The sequence below is a fragment of the Anaerohalosphaeraceae bacterium genome, from assembly GCA_035378985.1.
Taxonomy (GTDB): Bacteria; Planctomycetota; Phycisphaerae; order Sedimentisphaerales; family Anaerohalosphaeraceae; genus JAHDQI01.
Window position 1 is genome coordinate 104,417 of record DAOSUR010000010.1, and the last position, 20,748, is coordinate 125,164.

The 20,748-nt window shown below is 58.0% G+C and carries 19 protein-coding genes; 15 read left to right on the forward strand and 4 right to left on the reverse strand.

The features are described from left to right. Nucleotides 1-11 precede the first annotated feature (11 nt). The gene (locus PKY88_08770; GenBank protein HOQ05290.1) at nt 12-3,260 is read right to left on the reverse strand and encodes a family 78 glycoside hydrolase catalytic domain; all 3,249 of its coding nucleotides are present in this window, start codon (nt 3,258-3,260) and stop codon (nt 12-14) included. A gap of 258 nt (nt 3,261-3,518) precedes the next feature. Here PKY88_08770 and PKY88_08775 point away from each other — a divergent pair, with 258 nt between their 5' ends. From PKY88_08775 to PKY88_08800, 6 genes are all read left to right on the forward strand, one after another. Then, entirely contained in the window at nt 3,519-3,794 is a 276-nt protein-coding gene (locus PKY88_08775; protein ID HOQ05291.1) for a (2Fe-2S) ferredoxin domain-containing protein, read from the forward strand. Nucleotides 3,795-3,809: 15 nt separating this feature from the next. Continuing rightward, complete coding sequence (locus PKY88_08780; protein ID HOQ05292.1) at nt 3,810-5,546, forward strand: [Fe-Fe] hydrogenase large subunit C-terminal domain-containing protein; 1,737 nt, start codon at nt 3,810-3,812, stop codon at nt 5,544-5,546. Next, complete coding sequence (locus PKY88_08785; protein ID HOQ05293.1) at nt 5,543-6,727, forward strand: SpoIIE family protein phosphatase; 1,185 nt, start codon at nt 5,543-5,545, stop codon at nt 6,725-6,727. The genes PKY88_08780 and PKY88_08785 overlap by 4 nt, the downstream gene beginning before the upstream one ends. A 20-nt stretch (nt 6,728-6,747) precedes the next feature. Then, nucleotides 6,748-7,020 (forward strand): NAD(P)H-dependent oxidoreductase subunit E, encoded by a 273-nt coding sequence (locus PKY88_08790; GenBank protein ID HOQ05294.1) that lies wholly within the window; start codon nt 6,748-6,750, stop codon nt 7,018-7,020. Continuing rightward, nucleotides 7,017-8,471, forward strand: a complete 1,455-nt coding sequence (locus PKY88_08795) for a monomeric [FeFe] hydrogenase (GenBank protein ID HOQ05295.1) — start codon at nt 7,017-7,019, stop codon at nt 8,469-8,471. Before PKY88_08790 ends, PKY88_08795 begins: the two co-directional genes overlap by 4 nt. 86 nt (nt 8,472-8,557) lie before the next feature. Further along, nucleotides 8,558-9,358 (forward strand): HD domain-containing protein, encoded by an 801-nt coding sequence (locus PKY88_08800; GenBank protein ID HOQ05296.1) that lies wholly within the window; start codon nt 8,558-8,560, stop codon nt 9,356-9,358. A 353-nt stretch (nt 9,359-9,711) separates the two neighbouring features. Here PKY88_08800 and PKY88_08805 read toward each other — a convergent pair whose 3' ends face one another. From PKY88_08805 to PKY88_08815, 3 genes are all read right to left on the reverse strand, one after another. Further along, the gene (locus tag PKY88_08805) at nt 9,712-10,683 is read right to left on the reverse strand and encodes an HD domain-containing protein (protein ID HOQ05297.1); all 972 of its coding nucleotides are present in this window, start codon (nt 10,681-10,683) and stop codon (nt 9,712-9,714) included. Between the two features lie 107 nt (nt 10,684-10,790). Further along, entirely contained in the window at nt 10,791-11,066 is a 276-nt protein-coding gene (gene rpsT / locus PKY88_08810; protein HOQ05298.1) for a 30S ribosomal protein S20, read from the reverse strand. A gap of 63 nt (nt 11,067-11,129) precedes the next feature. Beyond that, nucleotides 11,130-12,542: a tetratricopeptide repeat protein gene (locus PKY88_08815; GenBank protein ID HOQ05299.1), complete on the reverse strand. Its 1,413-nt coding sequence runs from the start codon at nt 12,540-12,542 to the stop codon at nt 11,130-11,132. 149 nt (nt 12,543-12,691) lie between these two features. Here PKY88_08815 and glyA point away from each other — a divergent pair, with 149 nt between their 5' ends. The 9 genes from glyA (at nt 12,692) to PKY88_08860 (ending at nt 20,660) form a co-directional block, all read left to right on the forward strand. Then, on the forward strand, nt 12,692-13,939 hold the full coding sequence (gene glyA / locus PKY88_08820; protein HOQ05300.1) for a serine hydroxymethyltransferase: 1,248 nt from the start codon (nt 12,692-12,694) through the stop codon (nt 13,937-13,939). 63 nt (nt 13,940-14,002) lie between these two features. Continuing rightward, on the forward strand, nt 14,003-15,058 hold the full coding sequence (locus PKY88_08825) for a Gfo/Idh/MocA family oxidoreductase (GenBank protein HOQ05301.1): 1,056 nt from the start codon (nt 14,003-14,005) through the stop codon (nt 15,056-15,058). Between the two features lie 108 nt (nt 15,059-15,166). Next, nucleotides 15,167-15,502 carry a hypothetical protein gene (locus tag PKY88_08830; protein HOQ05302.1) on the forward strand — a complete coding sequence of 112 codons (336 nt, stop codon included), beginning with the start codon at nt 15,167-15,169 and terminating at the stop codon, nt 15,500-15,502. After that, nucleotides 15,474-16,844 (forward strand): electron transport complex subunit RsxC, encoded by a 1,371-nt coding sequence (rsxC, locus tag PKY88_08835; GenBank protein ID HOQ05303.1) that lies wholly within the window; start codon nt 15,474-15,476, stop codon nt 16,842-16,844. Before PKY88_08830 ends, rsxC begins: the two co-directional genes overlap by 29 nt. An 18-nt stretch (nt 16,845-16,862) precedes the next feature. Further along, complete coding sequence (locus PKY88_08840) at nt 16,863-17,870, forward strand: RnfABCDGE type electron transport complex subunit D (protein HOQ05304.1); 1,008 nt, start codon at nt 16,863-16,865, stop codon at nt 17,868-17,870. Continuing rightward, nucleotides 17,863-18,486 (forward strand): FMN-binding protein, encoded by a 624-nt coding sequence (locus PKY88_08845; GenBank protein HOQ05305.1) that lies wholly within the window; start codon nt 17,863-17,865, stop codon nt 18,484-18,486. Before PKY88_08840 ends, PKY88_08845 begins: the two co-directional genes overlap by 8 nt. 9 nt (nt 18,487-18,495) lie before the next feature. Beyond that, entirely contained in the window at nt 18,496-19,128 is a 633-nt protein-coding gene (gene rsxE / locus PKY88_08850) for an electron transport complex subunit RsxE (protein HOQ05306.1), read from the forward strand. Between the two features lie 17 nt (nt 19,129-19,145). Then, on the forward strand, nt 19,146-19,736 hold the full coding sequence (locus tag PKY88_08855) for an Rnf-Nqr domain containing protein (GenBank protein HOQ05307.1): 591 nt from the start codon (nt 19,146-19,148) through the stop codon (nt 19,734-19,736). Nucleotides 19,737-19,781: 45 nt separating this feature from the next. Continuing rightward, complete coding sequence (locus tag PKY88_08860; protein HOQ05308.1) at nt 19,782-20,660, forward strand: RnfABCDGE type electron transport complex subunit B; 879 nt, start codon at nt 19,782-19,784, stop codon at nt 20,658-20,660. The last annotated feature ends 88 nt before the right edge of the window (nt 20,661-20,748 follow it).

A 20,748-nucleotide genomic window follows, 5' to 3' on the forward strand; every position in this document is an offset into this window, starting at 1 on the left:
AGCAACCTCCCCTATGGCTTATAAGGTTCCACAGTAAACTGATACCGTCCGGACGGCACGGAAAGCGTCAGCCGTCCATCCTGCAGTCCGAGTATCCGAATACATCTGTCCTGATGCAGACTTCGTCCGCTTTCGCGAACCTGCTCGGCTTTTCGAGCAGGCAGAGAAACCTCCGCCGTCGTATTGGCGGGTATCTGCACATCCAGCACAAACCGATCTCCTTCGACAGACCAGTTTGAAACGATGCGTCCGCGCACGGATTCATACGTTGTTTTGGCCCAGGTGAGTTTGCCGCCGGGCTGCGGGGCAATCCGAATAATGCCGAACCCCGGCTCCAGCGGCTGGATGCCGCCGACCTGCTCAAAGAGCCACTGCCCGACCGCCCCGAACGAATAATGCGCAAACGAATTCATCCCCGGGTCGGCAAACCCCTCTTCGGGCGTCCAGCCGTTCCACCGCTCCCAAATTGACGTCGCCCCCTGGCGAATGGAGAATCCCCACGACGGAAACGTCTCGTTGTGGAGCAGCTGATAAGCAAGGTCGTTGCGGCCGATTTGGGCCAGGGCCAGCATCAGGTCTTTGGTGCCGACAAAGCCGGTGGACAGATGCCCGTTTCGCTCCTGAATCCGCCGAACCAGATGGGCGGCGGCGCGTTCCCTCTGCCGGGGCGTCAGCAGGTCATAAACAATCGCCAGCACATACGCCGTCTGCGAGTCGCCTTCGATGCGTCCGTCGGGCTTGACATACGCCTTCTGAAAGGCCCGGCAGACTTTTTCCGTCAGCTCCCGATAGGTCCGGGCATCCTCCGGCCGGTCCAGAACCTCCGCCATCTGCGAGAGCAGCCGGCTGCAATGGGCAAAATACGCCATATAGATCACTTCATTGGGCGTCGGGTCATCAATATGAAGCCAGTCGCCGAAACAATGGAACTGTTTGGGCGGCAGAAGGTCTTCCGTGGATCGGTTTTTGGTAAACTCCACAAACCGTTTCATCGCCTCATAATGCGTTTCGAGTATCCGCCGGTCGCCGTACATCCGCCAAATCGTCCAGGGACAGATGACGCCTGCATCCGCCCAGGCCGGCCCGCCGTCGGCCCCTCCGCTTCGAATCGGCGGGGCATATCGCGGAAACGGGCCGTCCTGACGCTGTGCATCTGTTAAATCGGTCAGCCATTTGGTAAAGAAGGCCTGCACATCATTGTTATAGCAGGCCGTCTGGATGTAGACCTGCGCATCGCCCGTCCAGCCCAGCCGTTCATCCCGCTGCGGACAATCCGTCGGAATATCAATAAAGTTCATCCACTGCGTCCAGAGGATATTCGAATAGAGCCGATTGACCATCGGGTCAGAGCATTCAAACCGGCCCGCCGTCGGCGTATCGCTGCTGAAGGCCAGCCCCGTGACGGCATCCAGCCCCGGCCGATAGTCCAGACCGGTGATTTCCACATACTGAAATCCGTGGAACGTAAACATCGGCTGCCAGATTTCCTCGCCCGTGCCCTCGCAGATGTACACATCCTCGGCGGCGGCCGTGCGGAGATTGATGGTATAAACGGTCCCGTTCGGATTGAGCCGCTCGCCGTGGCGAATCTCGATGCGCTGACCGGGTTTGCCCTTGACCTTCAGCCGCACCACGCCGGCAAAGTTCTGCCCCAGATTAAAGACATAGATGCCCTTGGCCGGCTCCTGAACCGAAACGGGTTTTATTTCCGCAATCATCTTCACCGGTTCCGAGACCGCCGCCTGAACAAGGGGCTCAACCGGCTGTCCGCCGACGCTGACGGGCCGCCAGGTGCGGTCGTCAAAGTCGGATGCGGCCCAGCCGGGCATCTCCAGTCTCGCATCGTATCCCTCCCCGGCAAGCAGGTCGGCATAGAAAAGCGGACCTGTGGCACCCTTCCACTCGGGGCCGGAGGCAATCACCTGCCGGGTGCCGTCCTTGTAGTCTATCACCAGCTGAAGTTTCAGACGCGGCTGCGTGCCGTAGTGATGGCGGTTCATCCCCCAGCCGACGTAGCCCGCATACCAGCCGTCGGCCAAAACGGCCCCCAGAGCGTTTCCGCCTTTGCGGAGGTGCTCCGTCACATCATAGGTGCGGTAATAAATTCGTTTGCGATAATCCGTCCAGCCGGGGGACAGAAAGTCCGAACTGATGCGCTGCCCGTTCAGATAGAGCTGATAAATGCCCAGCGCCGTCGCATACAGGCGGGCCTTCTCCACCGGTTTGGACTCCATAGAAAAGCGGTGCCGCAGATACCGCGCCGGCGGAAGCGTGCGCACCTGCGGACGCGTCTCCTGCCATGGGGCATCTCCGAATGTCCCAACGATGGCCGCCGCCGACCAGCCGGAGTCATCCGTCAACGGCTTTTGCCAGTTGTCGATGCTCTCTTTGGTGACCTTCCAGCTGTCATCACTGACAAACTCCAGCACCTGCCCATCCACGGTTTCAATGCGGACCACGGCCAGAAAACCGGCCGGGTTGCGCTCCTGTCCGCCGTTGGCCGCCGAGACGGCCAAAACATTCCGGCCTGCCTGCAGATAATCGCGGAGGGTAATCTCATGAAGCAGGCGATGGTCTCCGAAAGAGCGGAGGATTTGCCCGTTTAAAAAAGCCTGAAACGAATCGTCCGCCGTCATCCAACATTTTGCGGATTTCACCGCCCATTCGGCGGGCAGGTCAAACGTTTTGCGCAAAAAACACCGTCCGGGCTCCGTCCCGCCGGCAGCCCCGGCATCCGACCAAATCCAGCGGGCCTTCTGAATCACCGCCGGCGCCGGCTGGGGCTCTGTCTGCACATCCAGACCAATCCACTGGGCCGACCAGTCTATCGGCTCCAGCAGCCCCATCGTCCAGCGGGCCGGCCGGCTCCAGTCTGAAACGCGTCCGTCTTTATCCCACACCCGAACGCGCCACCAGCAGTCCATCCCGCTTTCGAGTTTCCTGCCCGCATAGACGATTCCATATGTTTGAGAGCCCTCCACCCGGCCGCTGTCCCACAGGTCCGCCCGTCCGTCTTTCAGCAGGCGCAGGCTGGAAGCGGCCTGAATCTGATAGGCGGTCTGAACCTGTCCGCGCTGCTCAGAGAGCAGAGTCCACGAAAGCCGCGGCCCAAGCACATCAATTCCCAGCGGGTCGATTCGGCTCTCGCAGCGCAGACACGCCGGAGAAAGGCCGTCGGCCGTTCGGGTCCTCTGAGAAGTCCGGCTGCAGGAAAGAAGGAAAAGAAAGGATACTCCTAACAAAATGACGGTTTTTTTCATGATTTTTCCCTTCCGAAAAGGATTCTCAGGCGAGAAGATGTCTTTGATAGGATTTCATAGCACAGACGGCTGTTTTTTGTCAATCAGAAAGAGAAGAAAATATAAGACATACTCTATATATTTTTCTATTGAATCCAATAAATGTGATAAATATCACATAAATTAAATTGACTCCTGCGTTAAATATTTTATATTTGTATAATATTGTGAAACATATAACACATTTTTGACGAAAGGACGTATCATCAATAATAAATTATGATGGATGAAAGAGACTTCAGAAGACCTGTCGAAGTGGTTTTTTGTATGGGCAGCAGCTGCTTTAGCCGCGGCAACGGAAAAACCCTGTCTTTCATTCAGAACTATTTGAAAGAAAACGGTTTGGAAAATCAGGTCCAGTTAAAAGGTGTGCTTTGTCAGGGAAAATGCCAAAACGGACCCAATATAACCATTAATGGCGCCCTCTACCAAACCACCGAGCCCGGTGTTGTGATTGATTTGATTCGGCATCATCTTGCTGCGGGGCCGCAGTAAAGCCAGGAGATTTGGATGAATCCGCTTCACCCAATTTTCACGGAAACAACCCGATGCCAGGACTGCTACAAGTGCCTGCGGCAGTGTCCGGTCAAGGCCATTGACATCCGCAACGGCCACGCCAGCGTAATGCCGGAGATGTGCGTCCTGTGCGGCTCCTGCGTGCAGACCTGCCCGATGGGCGCCAAACGCATTCGAAGCGACCTCGAACGGGCCAAAATGCTGCTGCGTCTGAAAAAGCAGGTGATTGCCTCGATTGCCCCCAGTTTTGCCGCCGAATTCCCGGAGATTCAGCCGGGCCAACTGACTGCGGCCCTCAAGGCCCTCGGATTTGCCGCCGTCAGTGAAACGGCCCTCGGGGCCGAAGAGGTCAGTGCCGCCGCCGCCCGAATGATGGAAACCGAAGGGGGGCTGGCGATTTCCTCCGCCTGTCCGGTCGTAGTCGAGCTGATTCATCGGTATTATCCGCAATACAGCCCAGCTGTTTGCCGAATGCTCAGCCCTGTGCTGGCTCACTGCAAACTGCTCCGCCGTGAATTCGGACCGGATATCAGCATCGTTTTCTTCAGCCCCTGCATAGCCAAAAAAATCGAATCTGACCGAAACCCCGACCTGCTGGACGTGGCCCTGACCTTCAGCGAACTTCGCCAGTGGTTTCAGGAAGAGGGCATTGACCCGGCCGCCGTGGTGCCCGAAGCCGAGGATGCTTTTGTCCCTCGCCTGGCCCGGGACGGTTCGCTGTATCCGATTGACGGCGGGATGCTGGCCGGCATCCGCTCCAACAGCCCGGTAACCAGCCGGCATCTGATGGCCTTCAGCGGGATGTCCGCCATTCAAAGAGCCCTCGAAGACCTTCAGGAGCTCGGCGGACAGGAACCGCTCTTTCTGGAACTGCTGGCCTGTGAGGGCGGCTGCATCAACGGCCCGCAGATCAGCAATCCGGGCCGCACCGTCGTCAAGCGAACCCGGATTATCGACACGTTCGAAAACCGCCGGGGCCTGCCCGAGCCGTCTGCCGGTCTGCCCATCGAACACAGCTGGCGGCTCGAACCGGTTCGGCAGCGCTGCTATTCCCCTGAACAGATTCAGGAAGCCCTCAAGCGCGTCGGCAAATTCGGTCCGGAAGACGAGCTGAACTGCGGCGGGTGCGGCTATGACAGCTGCCGACAGTTTGCCAAGGCCCTGCTGGACGGACGCGCGGAGGAAACGATGTGCATGGGCTATATGCGGCAGCTGGCGCAGAAACAGGCCGATGCCCTGCTGCGCGCCATGCCCTCCGGGGTTGTCATCGTCGATGAACACCTGCAGATTCTCGAAAGCAACCGGCGTTTTTCCGAACTGATGGGCCCGGAGGCAGTCCGGGCTTATGAAGCACGGCCGCATCTGACCGGCGCCGCCCTGCACAAAATCGTTCCGTTCGCCGACTTGTTTGCGCAGGTGCTTCAGAGCGGGGCTGCCGGGCTTGAAAAAGAGGTCAAGGTCGGAAAAACCATCTACCACGTCACCCTTTTTACCATCGAAAAGCACCGGCGCATCGGCGGCATCATTCAGGATGTGACGCTGCCGACCGTCCGCAAAGAACAGATTATCAACAAGGCGCGCGAAGTGATTTCCCGCAACCTCGAAACCGTTCAGAAAATCGCCTATCTGCTGGGAGAAAACGCCGCCGATTCGGAAGTGATTCTGAATTCGATTGTGGAGATGTTTCAGCCCGCCGCGGATGCCAAACCGCGGCCTTCGGATGAACCATGAACAACCGTTTTTTCATTGAAGTGGACTGTGCCCGGCAGAACAAACACGGCCAGGGGGCTCCGGGCGATGTCTTTCTGTCCCAGCGGGACCCGGATGAGGGCCGTATTGTCTGTGTGCTGGCCGACGGGCTGGGCAGCGGCATCAAGGCCAATGTTCTGGCAACCCTGACGGCCACGATGGCCCTCAAGTATGTCCGCTCGGATATGGACATCTGCAAGGCCGCCGGTGTGATTATGTCCACGCTGCCGGTCTGCAGCGAACGTAAAATCGGCTACTCGACGTTCACCATTGCCGACATTCACCCGGACGGCCGCATCCGGATGATGGAATACGACAATCCGCCGGCAGTTCTGCTGGAGGGACCGACCGTCCTGCCGCTGGAGAAAAAATCGATGGAAATCGAAACGGCCCATCTCGGGCGCCGTCCGCTTTTCTACAGCGCCTTTCAGGCCCGCCGGGAGATGCGGCTGGTGCTCTTTTCCGACGGCCTGTCCCAGGCGGGGATGGGACGCCCGCAAACCCCGCTGGGCTGGACGACGGAAAAAGCCGTTCTGTTTCTCCGCGAGCAGATTCGCCGTCTGCCGAATATCTCCGCACGACAGCTTTGCCGCGCGGCCGTGACGGAGGCCCTCCGCCAGGACCAGTTCCAGGCCCAGGACGACATCAGCTGCGCTGTGATTTATTTTCGCCGGCCCCGGAAGCTGCTCGTGGTCACCGGGCCTCCGATTGACCGCAAAAAAGATGCCCAGCTGGCGGTCCGGGTTACCGAATTCGACGGACGCAAGGTCATCTGCGGCGGCACAACCGCCAACCTCATTGCGCGGGAACTGGGCCGAACTGTTCAGGTGGATTTGAGTTTTCTGGACCCGGAGATTCCGCCGGTCTCGACGCTCGAAGGGGTGGACCTGGTCACGGAAGGCACGCTGACGATGTCCAGAACCGCTCAGCTGCTCGAACAGAATCATGAGCCCGACACGAGTCGGCCGAACGCCGCCGTGCGGCTGATGAATATTCTGCTCGAAAGCGACCAAATTGAATTTGTCGTCGGAACCAAAATCAACGAGGCCCATCAGGACCCGAATCTGCCGGTGGAGCTGGATATCCGCCGGAATCTGATTCGGCGGATTGTCTGGCTGCTCAACGAAAAATATATGAAGCAGGCCTCGATTGAATTGATTTGAGAATGGAAAGGAACAGGGGCATGAAACCGCTTACGATTACCATCTGTACGGGAACAACCTGCTATGTGATGGGGTCCGGATATCTGCTTTCGCTTCAGGAGCAGATTGAGTCGGCCTGCTCGAGACCGGTGGAGATTGTCGGCTCCTCCTGCCTGGGGCTGTGCAAAGACGGCCAGTACGGCCGCGCCCCCTTTGTGCAGATCGGCTCAACCGTGATTGCCGAAGCCACTGCGGAAAAAATTATCGAAACCCTTAAACAGCAGACTGCCCGCAATCCTATGGAGCAGATATGAACGGCGATAACAATGTCCAGCGAAACAAACGGCGTCTTCTGATTGAAACAGCGGCGCTGGCCTTTCGAGGCCGCCTGGCGGAAGAAATTGATGCCCTGCCGGTCAAACTGTTCCCGAAAGGGTCAACGCCGACGCGCTGCTGCATTTATAAATCCCGCGCGATTACCCGATACCGGCTGATGGCCGTTCTCGGATACAGCACGCAGGACGAAACGGACGAATGCACGCCGCTGTCGGAGTATGTCCGGCGGGCCGAAGAATCCCCGCCCCGAAGCGGCCCGATTCTGACCGTCATCAACGAGGCCTGCAGCGCCTGTCTGAAAGGACGCCATTACGTCACCAATGTCTGCCGCGGCTGCGTCGCCCGCCCCTGTGTAACCAACTGTCCTAAACAGGCGGTGCAAATCATCAGCGGCCGGGCCCGAATCGACGAAGAGCGGTGCGTCAACTGCGGCCTGTGTCTGCAGCAGTGCCCCTACCACGCCATTGTGTATGTGCCGATTCCCTGCGAAGAGGTCTGCCCCGTCGGGGCGATTCGCAAGGGCCCGGACGGTCACGAACAGATTGACGACGACAAATGCATCGACTGCGGCAAGTGCCTGCAGGCCTGCCCGTTTGCCGCGATTGCGGAGCGCTCCCAGATGGTGGATGTCATCCGCCGACTGCGCGAGCAAAAGCCCATCGCCGCGCTGCTGGCTCCGGCCGCAGCCGGCCAGTTTCCTCAGGAGTTCTCCAAACTGGTCAGCGCTCTATTGAAAATGGGCTTTACCCGCGTGGTGGAGGTGGCCGCCGGAGCGGAGATGACCGCCCGGCACGAAAGCCGCGAGCTGCAGGAGAAGATAGGCGCCGGACAGGCCTTTCTGACCAGCAGCTGCTGTCCGGCGTATGTGCAGGCCGTCCGCAAACATATCCCCGCGCTGGCTCCGTTTGTCTCCCAGACGCCCTCCCCGATGCATTTTACGGCCCAGCAGGTCAAACAGCAGCAGCCGGATATGCTGACGGTTTTTATCGGACCGTGCATCGCCAAACGCCGCGAGGCCGTGGAGAATCCGTATGTGGATTATGTCCTGACCACCGATGAGCTGGGGGCCATGCTCGTGGCGGCCGGCATTGAACTGGCCGATTGTCCGCCGGCGGAATGGGCCGAAAGCCCGCTGCCGCAGGCCCGTGCCTTCGCTGTCAGCGGCGGCGTGACCGAAACCCTTCGCGCCGTCAGCCGCCAGCCGGACGCCGTTCGTCCGATGCTCATCGACGGGCTGGACAAAAAGTCGCTCAAACTCCTCTCCCTCCTGCCCGCCCGCGGCACCGGAGGGGCCAATTTCGTCGAAGTGATGAGCTGTGCCGGCGGCTGCGTGGCCGGGCCGTGCAACATCAGCCAGCCCAAAACCGCCGCCCGAAAGGTCCGCGACTTTGCAGGCCTGCAAAGTCCGGCGGCACGAGCCGTTTCCTGATGGGCTTTGAAACCGCCGGGTTGGGAGTAGAAAACCGGCCTGCACCGTGATACAATCCCTGCCTTTGCAGGAAAGGCGGACAATTTGTGGACAGCGGACAGCTGAACAGACTGAAAAAATGGTTTGCCGAGTATGTCGGCGGCTTCTACTCCGGCGGGCAGGATGCGTATCTCGACAAGCACATCCGGCTTAAAGAGGAGCATACCGCCCGCGTCTGTCAGGAGATGCGCTATATCCTGCACGGTCTGAAGGTCCGTCAAGCCGACGGCCTTCTGGCGGAGGCGGCGGCCCTGCTGCATGATGTCGGACGGTTTGAGCAGTTCCGCCGATACCGCACCTACGCAGACCCCAAAAGCTGCGATCACGGCCTGCTGGGCTGCCAGGTGCTCTGCGAAAACGGCACACTGGAAGGCCTCGACGAACCGGAAAAGAAGATTCTGCTGGACGCCGTCCGCTGGCACGGCGCCAAGACGGTACCGCCGGAACTGGAGGAACGCTCGGCTTCCTTCTGCAAACTCGTGCGCGATGCGGACAAACTCGATGTGCTCGGGCTTCTGATTGACAATTTCACCCGCTATTACCGCGACCCGAAACATTTCGACCTGGAGGTGGAGTTTGCCGACGAACCGTTTGTCAGCCCGGACGTGCTGCAGGCCGTTTTCAGCGGGCAGCTGGTGGATTATCGGCAGATTCGCACGCTTCACGATGCCCAGATGGTCCTGCTGGGCTGGGTGTATGACATCAACTTCGGCCCCGCGCTGGTGCGGATTCTGGACAAGCAGTATCTGGACAAAATCGCCGCCTTTCTGCCCGATACCCCCGAGGTCCGCCGGGCCGTCGAGCACATCTTCACATACGTCCGCAGCCGTTTGAATCCGAGTCACTGAAACCCTTCCGAGAGAGGGATTTTGCAGATTGTACGGATTTTTATTTAACCACGGATTACATGGATTGGGGAAGGAAAGAATTAAGAATATAGAGAAGCCAGCGACCGGCTTCCGGCGACCAGCGGACGGGAGCAAAAGAAGTCATCAGTTATCAGTCAACAGTCATCAGTGACCAGTTATCAGAAAAAAGGGGCGTCATAGTATTGAAATCATATCGTACACTTGTCAAGGAACCCTGCCGCTGAATCACAATCCTGAACTGGGCAAGGAGGTTTTCAAACAGTCTGTGAAATCCGCACCATTTGCGGCTGCTTTGGTTTTTTCGTCTTGCCGTCGGGAGGAAAGAGAAAAATTTATTCCGTTTCGAGGACGCGGTTGCGGTAGAGTTTGGTTTCCAGCGACTTCTGGTAGGAGGTCCAGTTCCCCTCGCCCGGGTCGTTTTCAATCAGCATGGTCGTCTGGTTCATCTTGGCGTCGAGGTTGTCGATGTAGTGGACCATGAAGGCCTCCGGTGTGGCGGGCACCTTGACCGCCCCGAATTCCGGCAGACCGTGATGGCTGATGACAATGTGCAGCAGGTTGTCCAAAATCTCCTGCGGGATGGGTTTCCCTTCCTGCGCCAGTTTGTCGGCCTTTTGCGCAATCAGCTGACAGCCCTGAATAATATGCCCCAAAAGCTGCCCCTGATCGGTATAGCCGATGCTCACCTTGTAGGACAGCTCCTGCGTCTTGGCGATGTCGTGCAGAAAGACGGCCGCAATGACCAAATCTTTCTGAATCTTCGGATAGAACGGGAAGAGGGCCTTGGCGGCCTTGAGCATATTGAGCGTGTGCTCCAGCAGCCCGCCCAGATAATTGTGATGCATCTGCATCGCCGCCGGCGCCGTGCAGAACTGCTTCATCAGCTCCGTATCCTTCACAAAGGCCGAGACGAGATTGCGCAGAGGCTCGTTCTCAATCGCCGCCAGAATGCCGAGCATCTCTTTGTACATCTGGGCGATGTCTTTGTCCGTACGGGGGATATAGTCGGCCGGATTGACCTTGGACGGGTCCACCGGCTGGATGTCATTGATAACGATTTGCAGGGCGCCCTGATAGAGTTCACTCTTGCCGCGGATGTGCACATATCCTTCCGGAGGAATCTGCTGATAAATTTCCTCGGTGGCCTGCCACATCCGGCTGTTGAGCTTGCCGGTCTTGTCGGACAGGAACATGGCGATATAAAGATCGCCTCGTGTGGTGTTGCGGAGGATGGGCTGGCTGACTACGTAGATATCATTGATTGGCTGGTTGGGCTGGATGTCTTTAATAAACAGATGCGCCATAGGTTTTCTCCCGGCAGGCGAGGGCTCGTCCGCCTGCGATAAAAAAGGCCGTCGCAGCGGACGGCCTTTGGGTTCCCGTCAGAGCAGGGTGTTTTGTGCCGAGCGGTTCAGCCGGCCTTGACCTGCATCTGGTTGAGCCGGCGGGCCATACGCGACTTGATGCGGGCCGCCGTGTTTTTATGCATCGTGCTGGTGGAGGCCACCTTGTCCAGCTTGCGCACCAGCGCTTTAAACTCCTGCTGAGCGGTTTCGGCATTCCCGGCCGTTACAGCCGCCAGAAACTTTTTTGTCTGGGTCTTAATTGCACTCTTGCGAGCCCGGTTAATGGCCCGCCGCTTGGCGTTTTGACGAACACGCTTCTTGGCAGATAACGAATGTGCCACGTTTGTCTCCTGAAATCTGTTTCACTATTCAACCGGCCTGCCTTCAGACCGGACTATAAAGAATCAGCCATTATGGCCTTTGGAACGCAGTTTGTCAATACGCTGGCTGACATCTTTAAAGCTGAAGTCGGTCTGGGCCAGTTTCCGGTAGATTTCGAGGGCTTTGTCGATTTGGCCGGCGGCTTCGTAAGCCCTTGCTAAATTGTATCTTATGTCTTTTGCGAGGGCGGTTTCGTGCGGCGGGCACTGCTGGAGGGCCTCCTGAAAAAGGTCAATGGCGTCTTCAAACCAGCCCTTCAGAAGAAAGCAAAGTCCCGCCTTGTCGAGGGCGGACGGACGCAGACGCGGGTTTTGCTGGGCCTCCTGAAAGAGGGGAATGGCCTCATCGTAGCGGTGATTTTTCAGAAGGCATCGGCCGTATTCGTATTTGACCTGATAATCGGTCGGGTAGTTTTCCTGACATTCTTTGTAATGTTCCAGTTCGGTTTTATCCAGAAGTGCCGTAAGGGCTTGAAACCGGCTTTTGAGACCCTCATCATCCGGTTTGTCTTGCAGCTGGCGGTGAAGCTGGCGGATTTGGTCTTTCAGACGCCGGATTTGAAGTTCCCCCAGTTTCCTTTTGAATGTGAAATCACGGGTTTTTTCATAGTTGGATTGAAGCAACGCCGCTGCTTCGGCCCAGCTTTCCTCTGTATCCAAATCAGCCAGACTTTGGGCGAGCTGGAGGATATTGGTAACGGTCGGCTCCTGTTTGACCAGTTTTCTGGCCTCGATGACGGCTTTTTGCTTGTACTCTGCACTTTTGACGGCCTGTTCCTGACTGTGGAGCCGGTCCTGAAGTTCTTTGTTTTTTATGGAGCTGCGGAAGTCGGCGGCTTTTCCGTACTTGCCTTCTTCCATTGTCATTCGGGCGCACAGGTCCCGGAATTCATCGCGGAGGATATCATCGTTGGGTTTCAGTTCGAGGGCGTGCTGGCAGGCGGCGACGGCCTTGCTGTAAAGCCCCATTTGAGTGTAGGAGTCTTTCAGGAGAAGATAGGTCGCCAAAGAAGGTTTGCTGCTGGCCCGGTTGGCGTCGAAAATCAGCTGGGCAATCCACTCGGCGGTTCGATGATAACCTCCGGCCACACAGGCCTTTAGCATATCTTCGGCGTAGGCCAGACAGTCCGGGTCTTTGGCCAGAAGATACTCGGCATTGAGCATCTGTTCGAGAGGGTTTTTTCGAGGTGTGAGCCGTTTGGCTTTCTCGATAATGGACGGCTTTTTTCCGCCTTTAGCCTGTCGGATAAGGGCCAGCCGGCGCAGGGGGGCGTGTCCGTCCTCCAACGCATCCGGACAGAGCCGAAGCCCCTCCAGATAGAGGTCGATGGCGTAATCGAAGTTGTCAGCGCTGGCGACCTCTTCCGCCCGGTTGAAGAAGGCCCGGGCCTTTTCGAGGTTGCGCTCAAACTGGTCTTCCTGCGGCTCGATGGACATTCTCCCGATTGAATCTATCGATTTTCTGTTTTTTTTTGTATGGTAGCCGTCGGAGGGCCATTTTGTCAAGAAGTTCCGGCTTGTAGAGGGGTTGCGGATATGGTATAAGACCCTTTTCTAAAAAAAGACATTTCATTTGGAGTTTGAGAATGGGTTCATCGCTGGAACGAACAGATCGTCAGGTTTACGAACTGATTTGCGGGGAAGAAGCCCGGCAGGCCGGTTCGATTCGGCTGATTCCTTCGGAAAATTATGTCTCGAAGGCGGTTCGAGAGGCCACCGGCAGCTGTCTGACCAATAAATATTCGGAGGGGTATCCGACCAAGCGGTATTATGAAGGTCAGCAGTTTACAGACCAGATTGAAATGCTGGCCTGTCAGCGTGCGATGGAGCTGTTCGGGGCCGAAGGGGCCAACGTCCAGCCGCACTCCGGCTCGGAGGCGAATCTGGCGGCCTACGGGGCGCTGGCGGAACCGGGCGACACAATTATGGGGCTGGCTTTGCCGCACGGCGGGCATTTGACGCACGGCTGGAAGGTCAGCTATACGGGCAAGTTTTTCAAGTCGGTTCAGTATGAGCTGGACCCGTCCACCGGCCGGCTGGACTATGACCGGATTGAGCAGCTGGCCAAGGAGCATCGTCCGAAGATTCTGATTTCCGGTTCGAGTGCGTATCCGCGTCAGATTGATTTTGCTCAGTTTGACCGGATAGCCAAGGCGGTCGGGGCTTATCACATCTGCGATATGGCCCATATTGCCGGGCTGGTGGCCGGAGGGGTTCATATGAGCCCGATTCCGTATGCGGATGTGGTGACAACCACGACGCACAAGACGCTTCGGGGGCCCCGCGGGGGGATGATTTTGTTCAAACAGCAGCATGCGGCGGCGGTGAACAAATCGGTCTTTCCAGGCCTGCAGGGCGGACCGCATATGCACACCATTTCGGCGCTGGCGGTGGCGTTGAAAGAGGCGGCTTTGCCGTCTTTCAAAGACTATGCCCGTCAGATCGTCAAAAACGCCAAACGGCTGGCCGAGCGGCTGCTGGAGTACGGATTCAACCTGGTGTCCGGCGGCACGGATAATCATTTGATTTTGATTGATTTGCGAAACAAAGGTCTGGCGGGCAAACCGCTGGCCAAGGCCCTGGACCGGGCCCATATTGAATGCAATTACAACTCTGTGCCGGGGGATACGGCGCCGCCATTCAATCCGAGCGGCCTGCGTCTGGGCACTCCGGCGACGACGACACGGGGGATGAAGGAAGAGCAGATGGACCAGATTGCGCTGTGGATTAAGACTGTGGCGGAAAATCTGGATAATGAGTCGGTGATTGAAAAAGTCGGGCGGGAAGTCCGGGATTTGTGCAGGCAGTTTCCGGTGCCTGAGGTATTTGTGTAGGTTTGTGAGTCTGACCGAAACAGGACTCCGGAAGGCAGGGAAAGCCGAGGATAGGGATTGCCGATGAATGAGCGTCCGCTGAAAATTGCCGCGTTCGGTCTGACGAAAGAGATAGAGACGCTGCTGGACTGTGCCTTTGCGATGAAGGAGGTCTTTGCGGTGGCGGGAGTGGCGGATTTGGACCCGGAGCGTGCGGGGGCGGCGGCCCGCCGGTTTGAATGCACGGCGTATGATGACGTCCGTCGGATGCTGGTGCAGACGGGGCCGAAGATTTTTCTGGCGGGGGGACCTACCTATCAGTGTGCGGAATGGATTTCTCTGGCTCTTGAGAAGCAGTGTACCGTTTTCAAGACCGCTCCGGCGGGGCTTACGTTTGAGCAGGCCTCGGAGTGGATTCGAACGGCGCACCGACAGGGACGCTACTTTCTTGTTTTGGAGCCGCAGCGGTTTCATCCGCTGCTGCAGCTTTTCGGGGAAATTGCCGACCGGGAGGATGTTAACTACTGGCATCTGATTTCGCTGGTCTGTCGGGTTCCGCAGCCGCTTTCGGAGCCGCAGGACCGATGGCGGTTTGACCCGTCGCTGGCGGGCGGGGGAGTGCTGATTCAGAATACCTATTGGCTTATGGACTGTCTGCTGCTTCATTTCGGCCTGCCGCAGCAGGTTTATATGCAGCGGTGCAGTCAGGCGCCGGACCGACAGCAGCGGATGAGCACCACGGAGGATACGGCGGCGGCGGTGATGCGGTTTTCGGATTCGCTGATTGCCGAAATTTCCGCCAGCCGCACGCTCGGACCGCCTGGGGAATATCTGCGGGTCTGCGGGAAGGAACGTTTTGTTACTCTGGAGCGCGAGCAGCTGACGATTTGCGGGTATGACGGTCGGGTTCTGGAGCGGCGGCAGATTTGTGCAGAGCCGTCGGCGTGGGCTCAGAGGTTTCTGGAGATGTATCTGCGACATCTGGAGAATCCGCAGCAGCCGCTGTTTCCGCCGCCGGAGGCGGATGTGCGAACGATGGCGGTTCTGGAGGCGGCATATCTGTCGTCCAAAACCGGGATGCCGGAATCGCCTTCGCGGATTTTGGAGGTCGGCGGATTCAAGCCGGACGGCTTGTGGTAGTTGTTCCGCTGTTTTTGTTCGTCTTCTGCGGGCGGAAATTTTTCTTGCGGCAGCCGGAGAAGAAAAGTATATAAGTTTTTTTTATAGTTTTAGCGGGAATGAACAGCGATGGATGAAGCATGCCGCAGCTGCGGTTTGCGAAGAGACTGCCAGTCAGTCTATGAAGCCCTCGGGAAGACGAAAGGGCCGTCTGTCGTCTGGAAGGCCGTTTTTATTTTTTTGGCTCCGCTGGCTGTTTTTGCGGTCTCGGCGGCGGGACTGGACATCTGGATGAAGGGTCGAATCGAGAATCCGTCGATTCGTACGGCGGCGGTTTTTTTGCTGTCGGCGGTTTTGGCGGTTTTGACGGCGGCGGCGGTTCGGCTGGCGGTTCCGAGCTGGAGAAAACGCAGCGGCGGCTGCGGGAAAGAGCAAAATGATTTTCACAACGAAAAAGACATTTAAAGGCGGAGTTCATCCGCTGGAGAATAAGCATTATACGGAATCCTGTCCGATTGAGCCGGTGCCGACACCGTGTCAGCTTGTACTGCCGCTGGTTCAGCATATCGGAGCGCCGTGCAAGCCGCTGGTTCAAAAGAAACAGACCGTTGCGCTCGGCGAACCGCTCGGCCGTTCGGATGCGTATGTATCTGCACCAATTCACTCGCCGGTCAACGGGGTGGTGAAAGATATCGCTTTGGCCTCGCATCCGGTCATCGGGCGGACGATGGCGGTGTATCTGGAGGCCAATCCGGAGGAAAATCCCCCGCTGATTCCTCAGCCGCAGCGGTTTGATGAGCGTTTTGACCCCGGCACGTTTACGCCGGAGCAGATATGCAATGCGATTCAGGAAGCGGGGCTGGTGGGGATGGGCGGGGCCGGTTTTCCGACCCGCGTTAAGATTGACCCGAATCCGGCAATGCCCAAGCATACCCTGGTTATCAACGGCTGCGAGTGCGAGCCGTACATCACCTGCGATTACCGCATTATGCTCGAGTGGACCTGGCAGATACTGGCGGGGATTCGCCTGGCGGCCCGTGCCGCCGGCTGTCAGACGGTTCGGATTGGGATTGAGGACAATAAACCGGAGGCGGTCAAAGCGTTTGAACAGGCCCTGTCCCGCTGTCGGTGTGAAGAAGATATTCAGGTTGTTGTGGTGAAAACCAAATACCCGCAGGGCGGGGAACGGCAGCTGATACGGGCTGTTCTGGGCAAGCAGGTTCCCACCGGCGGGATTCCGCCGCAGATCGGGGTTTGCGTGCTGAATGTGGCGACCTGCGCGGCGATAGCCGAGGCGGTGGTTTTTCAAAAGCCGCTGACGCACCGAGTGGTGACGGTAACGGGCCGAGCGATTGCCCGTCCGGGCAATTATTATGTGCCGATCGGAATGAGTGTTCAGGATTTGCTGACTCATTGCGGGGGTCTGACGGAACGGGCGGCCAAGGTGGTGTTGGGCGGGCCGATGATGGGCTTTGCGATTGCCGATTTGACGACGCCGCTGACCAAGACGTGCGGGGCGCTGACAATTTTGACGCGGGAAGATGTCACCGAGCCCAAATATGCGCGGCAGCAGACGGCGTGCATTCGGTGCGGCCGGTGTTTGGCGGTCTGCCCGGAGGGACTGAATCCGACAAAGATTGCCCATGCCGTCAAGCATTTTCGGATGGACCGGGCCGAGCAGTATTATCTGAGCGCCTGCATCGAGTGCGGCAGCTGCAGTTATGTGTGTCCGGCGCATATTGAACTGGCTGGCTATATTAAGACGGGCAAACTGCTGAAGGCCCGGGAAAAGAAGCGACTGGGTTAACACAGGAATCTTCGAGCGATGTTAAGCCAAATTATTGTTTCACCGGCTCCGCATACGAGTCAGAATCTGACGACCCGCCGTGTGATGGCGGATGTGCTGATTGGCCTTGTGCCGGCGATGGCTGCGTCGGCGGTTTTTTTCCGGTTTCGCGCCGTGCTTGTGATTGCGGTTTGTGTTGCGGCTTGTCTGCTGAGCGAATGGGTCTGCAATCGCCTGCGGCGCAAGCCGAATTCGCTGGGGGATTTGAGTGCGGCGGTGACGGGGGTGATTTTGGCGCTGTCGCTGCCGCCGGCGGTGCCGCTGAGTGTGGCCGTCATCGGCAGTGTGTTTGCCATTGTGATTGTCAAAATGCTTTTCGGCGGGCTCGGAAATAATGTGTTTAATCCGGCGATGGCGGCGAGGGCCTTTTTGACGGCCTCGTTCGGGGCGGCGATGACGACCTGGACGGTGCCGGCCACGCTGGATGCATCGATGCCGACGGTGCAGGCGTCGAATGTGGAAGCCGTTACGCAGGCGACGCCGCTGGCCTGGAGCAAGATGGCGCTGAAAGGACAGGCAAAGCCCGAACAGGTTCAGACCCAGCTGAAGGATGTCTTCTGGGGACAGGTGGGCGGCTGCATCGGAGAGACCTCTGCGGCGGCCCTGCTTTTGGGCGGTCTGTATCTGCTGGTTCGAAAGACGATTTCGTATCATATCCCGCTGGCGGTGCTGCTGTCGGCGGGGATTTTTGCGGCCGTCGGCTGGCTGCTTAAGCCCGAGGCCTTTGTCCATCCGGATTTTCATCTTTACGGCGGCGGCCTGATGCTGGGGGCCTTTTTCATTGCGACGGACCCCGTCACGGCGCCGCTGTCGGTCCGAGGCAAGTGGCTTTTCGGAATCGGCGTTGGTTTTTTGATTATGCTGATTCGAGTTGTGGGAGAGTACCCGGAAGGGGTGATGTATGCGGTGCTGATTATGAATGCGTTTACGCCGCTGATTGACCGGCTTTGTCATACGGCGCCGGTGGGAGGCAAGCCCCATGTCTAAACTGCGGTTTTTCTGGGAGCAGAGCTGGCTGCTGCTGGTTTCGTCGCTGGTTTTCGGTGTGCTGCTGGCGATAGCGGACACGGCGTGGGCGCCGCGGATTGCCCGCAACGAGGTGGAAAAGTTCACGCGTTTGGCCGGCGGGATGCTGCCGGAGGCGAAACGGTTTGAAGCGGTTGAATTCAAAATCCCTGTTGATGCGGGCAAAGGCAAGACGGTTCAGATTGAAGTCTATCGGGCTGTGGATGATTCGGGGAAACGCATCGGCTGGGCATTTGTGTGTGAAGGGTCCGGTTTTGCCGACAAGATTAAACTGGTTGTTGCGGCGGATGCCGGATTTGAGAAGCTGGCGGGCTTTGGGGTGCTCAGCAGCAATGAAACGCCTGGCTTCGGGGACAAAATCACCATTCCCGGCGGGTTTTATCAGAAACAGTTTGTCGGGGCGCCGGCCGGGACGCTTACGCTGGTGAAGACCGGCGATGCCGAGCGAATTGACGGCGAGATTGTGGCCATCAGCGGGGCGACGGTGACCAGTCAGGCGGTGGTGGATATTCTGAATCGGTATGTATCGGCGGTTCGGGCGGCTCTTCGGGAGCAGGGGCTGCTGACAAAAGAATGAGGCGAACGAATGGCGGATAATCAGACCAGTTTGGCCCGCACATTTCTGGCGGGACTGTGGCAGGAAAATCCGGTGCTGCGGCTGATTCTCGGGATGTGTCCGACGCTGGCGGTGACGACCAGTGTGCAGGCGGCCCTGACGATGGGGGCCAGCGTGATTTTTGTGTTGATTGGTTCGAATCTGGTGGTCAGTCTGATGCGCAATCTGCTCAAGCCGCACCTTCGGATTCTGATGTTTACGCTGACGATTGCGGCTTTCGTGACGGTTGCGGATTTGTTTTTGAAGGCCTATCAGCCGGCGATGAGCGCCAAATTAGGGCCGTATATCCCGCTGATTATCGTCAACTGCATTATTATCTGCCGTGCGGAGGCCTGCGCGAGCAAGAACGGGCTGCTGGTCAGTCTGGCCGATGCCGTCGGAATGGGGCTGGGCTTTACCGGTGCGCTGGCGGTGCTGGCGCTGGTTCGGGAGCTGCTGGCGACCGGACAGATTGTTTTTGAGTTCGGCCAAAAGGTGACGCTGGTGAGTCTGCCGGATGTGCCGCTGTTTCGGATGGCGGGGATGGCGATGCCCGTCGGGGCGTTTCTGACCCTCGGACTGATGCTCGGGCTGGTTAAAATGGTCACCAGTAAACGAAGCTGACGGAACGGAGAGCCGGTATGGATACATTTGAAACCCTGCTGCTCGGATTTCTGGGGATTGTGATTGTCAACAATCTGGTTTTTACGAAGTTTTTGGGGACGTGTCCATATTTGGGGGTTTCCGGCCGGATTGATATGGCCTTCGGGATGGGGTGCGCTGTTACGTTTGTGCTGGCGCTGGCAGGGACCCTCACATGGCTGATAGATTATTTTGTTCTGATTCCGTACGGTCTGAATGTTCTTCGCTATGTTTGTTTTATTCTGGTGATTGCCGGGGCCGTGCAGCTGGTGGAGATGTATGTGCGGAAGTTCTTTCCGGTGCTGTATGACAGTTTCGGCATTTTTCTGCCGCTGATTACAACCAACTGCGCCATCCTCGGAATGTGTCTGTTTATCAATTTGTGGGGGATTGACAATCTGCCGGAGACGGTGGTGCTCAGTGTTGGGGCCGGCTTGGGATTTACGCTGGCGATCTGCATTATGGCGGGGATTCGGGAGAATCTGGAGCTGGCGGATGTGCCGGCTGCGCTGCGGGGGGCGCCGATTACGCTGATTACGGCGGGGCTGCTGACGCTGGCGTTTATGGGGTTTGCCGGAATGATTCGGTAGGACAGGTATCCGTCCGCAGGACGGTTAGAAAAGGACAGGAACGGTATGATAGCCGCAACAGGAATGCAGGTGGTTTGGTTATCAGCCCTGCTGCTGACAGGTCTGGGGGTTGTGTTTGCCGTCGTGCTGCTGGCGGCCAGCATCAAGCTGAAGGTGCAGGAAGACCCGAAGGTGGAACAGATTCACGCGGTGCTGCCGAAGGTGGACTGCGGAGCGTGCGGCTTTGCGGGCTGTTCTTCCTATGCCAAGGCTGTGGCGGCGGATGCGTCGCTGATTGGGCGGTGTTCGCCGGGCGGGGCGGCGACGGCGGCGAAGATTGCGGCGGTGCTGAACCTGCAGATATCCGAGGGCGGAGCCCCGAAGCGTCCGATTATTCACTGCCGGGCCTGCAAACAGGACAAAACGTTTTATGCGGAGTACAGGGGGATTGAGGGCTGCACCAGCGCCAATGCCCAGCCGAATGTGCAGGCCTGCGCCTTCGGCTGTCTGGGGTTCGGCGGCTGTGTGCGCCGGTGCCGGTTTGACGCCATTCATATTATCGACGGACTGGCGGTGATTGATTATGACAAGTGCACCGGATGCGGGGCCTGTGTGGCGGGCTGTCCGCGCGGTTTGATTGAGATGGTGCCTTTCACGCACGAGATGATGCTGGTGGCGGCCTGCAGCAGCAGGGAGAACGGCAAGACGACGCGGGCGATGTGTGCGGTCGGCTGCATCGGGTGCGGTCTATGTGCCCGTCAGAGCGATGTCTTTACGGTCAAGGACAATCTGGCCCGGGTGGATTATGCCCGCTATCAGCCCAGTGAGGCGACGGAGGCGGCCCGTCAAAAGTGTCCGACCAAGGTGATTGTCTTTCGGGGCAAAGGGGCGCCTGCGGACGAAAAGGTTTCCAAAGCGCCTGCCGCCGCCGGCGCGGCTTCCTGAGCGTTTGTTTTTTCGAGGGGATTTAGCAAGCTCTGGGGGTGGAGATTTTTTCCTCTATTGGAGAAGAACTGCCCGCTCAATTGTCTAT

Excerpts from the sequence above, each read along its gene's own strand:
- PKY88_08770 (HOQ05290.1), bottom strand. The coding sequence starts at position 3,260 with ATGAAAAAAACCGTCATTTTGTTAGGAGTATCCTTTCTTTTCCTTCTT.
- PKY88_08775 (HOQ05291.1), top strand. The coding sequence starts at position 3,519 with ATGATGGATGAAAGAGACTTCAGAAGACCTGTCGAAGTGGTTTTTTGT.
- PKY88_08780 (HOQ05292.1), top strand. The coding sequence starts at position 3,810 with ATGAATCCGCTTCACCCAATTTTCACGGAAACAACCCGATGCCAGGAC.
- PKY88_08785 (HOQ05293.1), top strand. The coding sequence starts at position 5,543 with ATGAACAACCGTTTTTTCATTGAAGTGGACTGTGCCCGGCAGAACAAA.
- PKY88_08790 (HOQ05294.1), top strand. The coding sequence starts at position 6,748 with ATGAAACCGCTTACGATTACCATCTGTACGGGAACAACCTGCTATGTG.
- PKY88_08795 (HOQ05295.1), top strand. The coding sequence starts at position 7,017 with ATGAACGGCGATAACAATGTCCAGCGAAACAAACGGCGTCTTCTGATT.
- PKY88_08805 (HOQ05297.1), bottom strand. The coding sequence starts at position 10,683 with ATGGCGCATCTGTTTATTAAAGACATCCAGCCCAACCAGCCAATCAAT.
- PKY88_08815 (HOQ05299.1), bottom strand. The coding sequence starts at position 12,542 with ATGTCCATCGAGCCGCAGGAAGACCAGTTTGAGCGCAACCTCGAAAAG.
- glyA (HOQ05300.1), top strand. The coding sequence starts at position 12,692 with ATGGGTTCATCGCTGGAACGAACAGATCGTCAGGTTTACGAACTGATT.
- PKY88_08825 (HOQ05301.1), top strand. The coding sequence starts at position 14,003 with ATGAATGAGCGTCCGCTGAAAATTGCCGCGTTCGGTCTGACGAAAGAG.
- PKY88_08830 (HOQ05302.1), top strand. The coding sequence starts at position 15,167 with ATGGATGAAGCATGCCGCAGCTGCGGTTTGCGAAGAGACTGCCAGTCA.
- rsxC (HOQ05303.1), top strand. The coding sequence starts at position 15,474 with ATGATTTTCACAACGAAAAAGACATTTAAAGGCGGAGTTCATCCGCTG.
- PKY88_08840 (HOQ05304.1), top strand. The coding sequence starts at position 16,863 with ATGTTAAGCCAAATTATTGTTTCACCGGCTCCGCATACGAGTCAGAAT.
- PKY88_08845 (HOQ05305.1), top strand. The coding sequence starts at position 17,863 with ATGTCTAAACTGCGGTTTTTCTGGGAGCAGAGCTGGCTGCTGCTGGTT.
- rsxE (HOQ05306.1), top strand. The coding sequence starts at position 18,496 with ATGGCGGATAATCAGACCAGTTTGGCCCGCACATTTCTGGCGGGACTG.
- PKY88_08855 (HOQ05307.1), top strand. The coding sequence starts at position 19,146 with ATGGATACATTTGAAACCCTGCTGCTCGGATTTCTGGGGATTGTGATT.
- PKY88_08860 (HOQ05308.1), top strand. The coding sequence starts at position 19,782 with ATGATAGCCGCAACAGGAATGCAGGTGGTTTGGTTATCAGCCCTGCTG.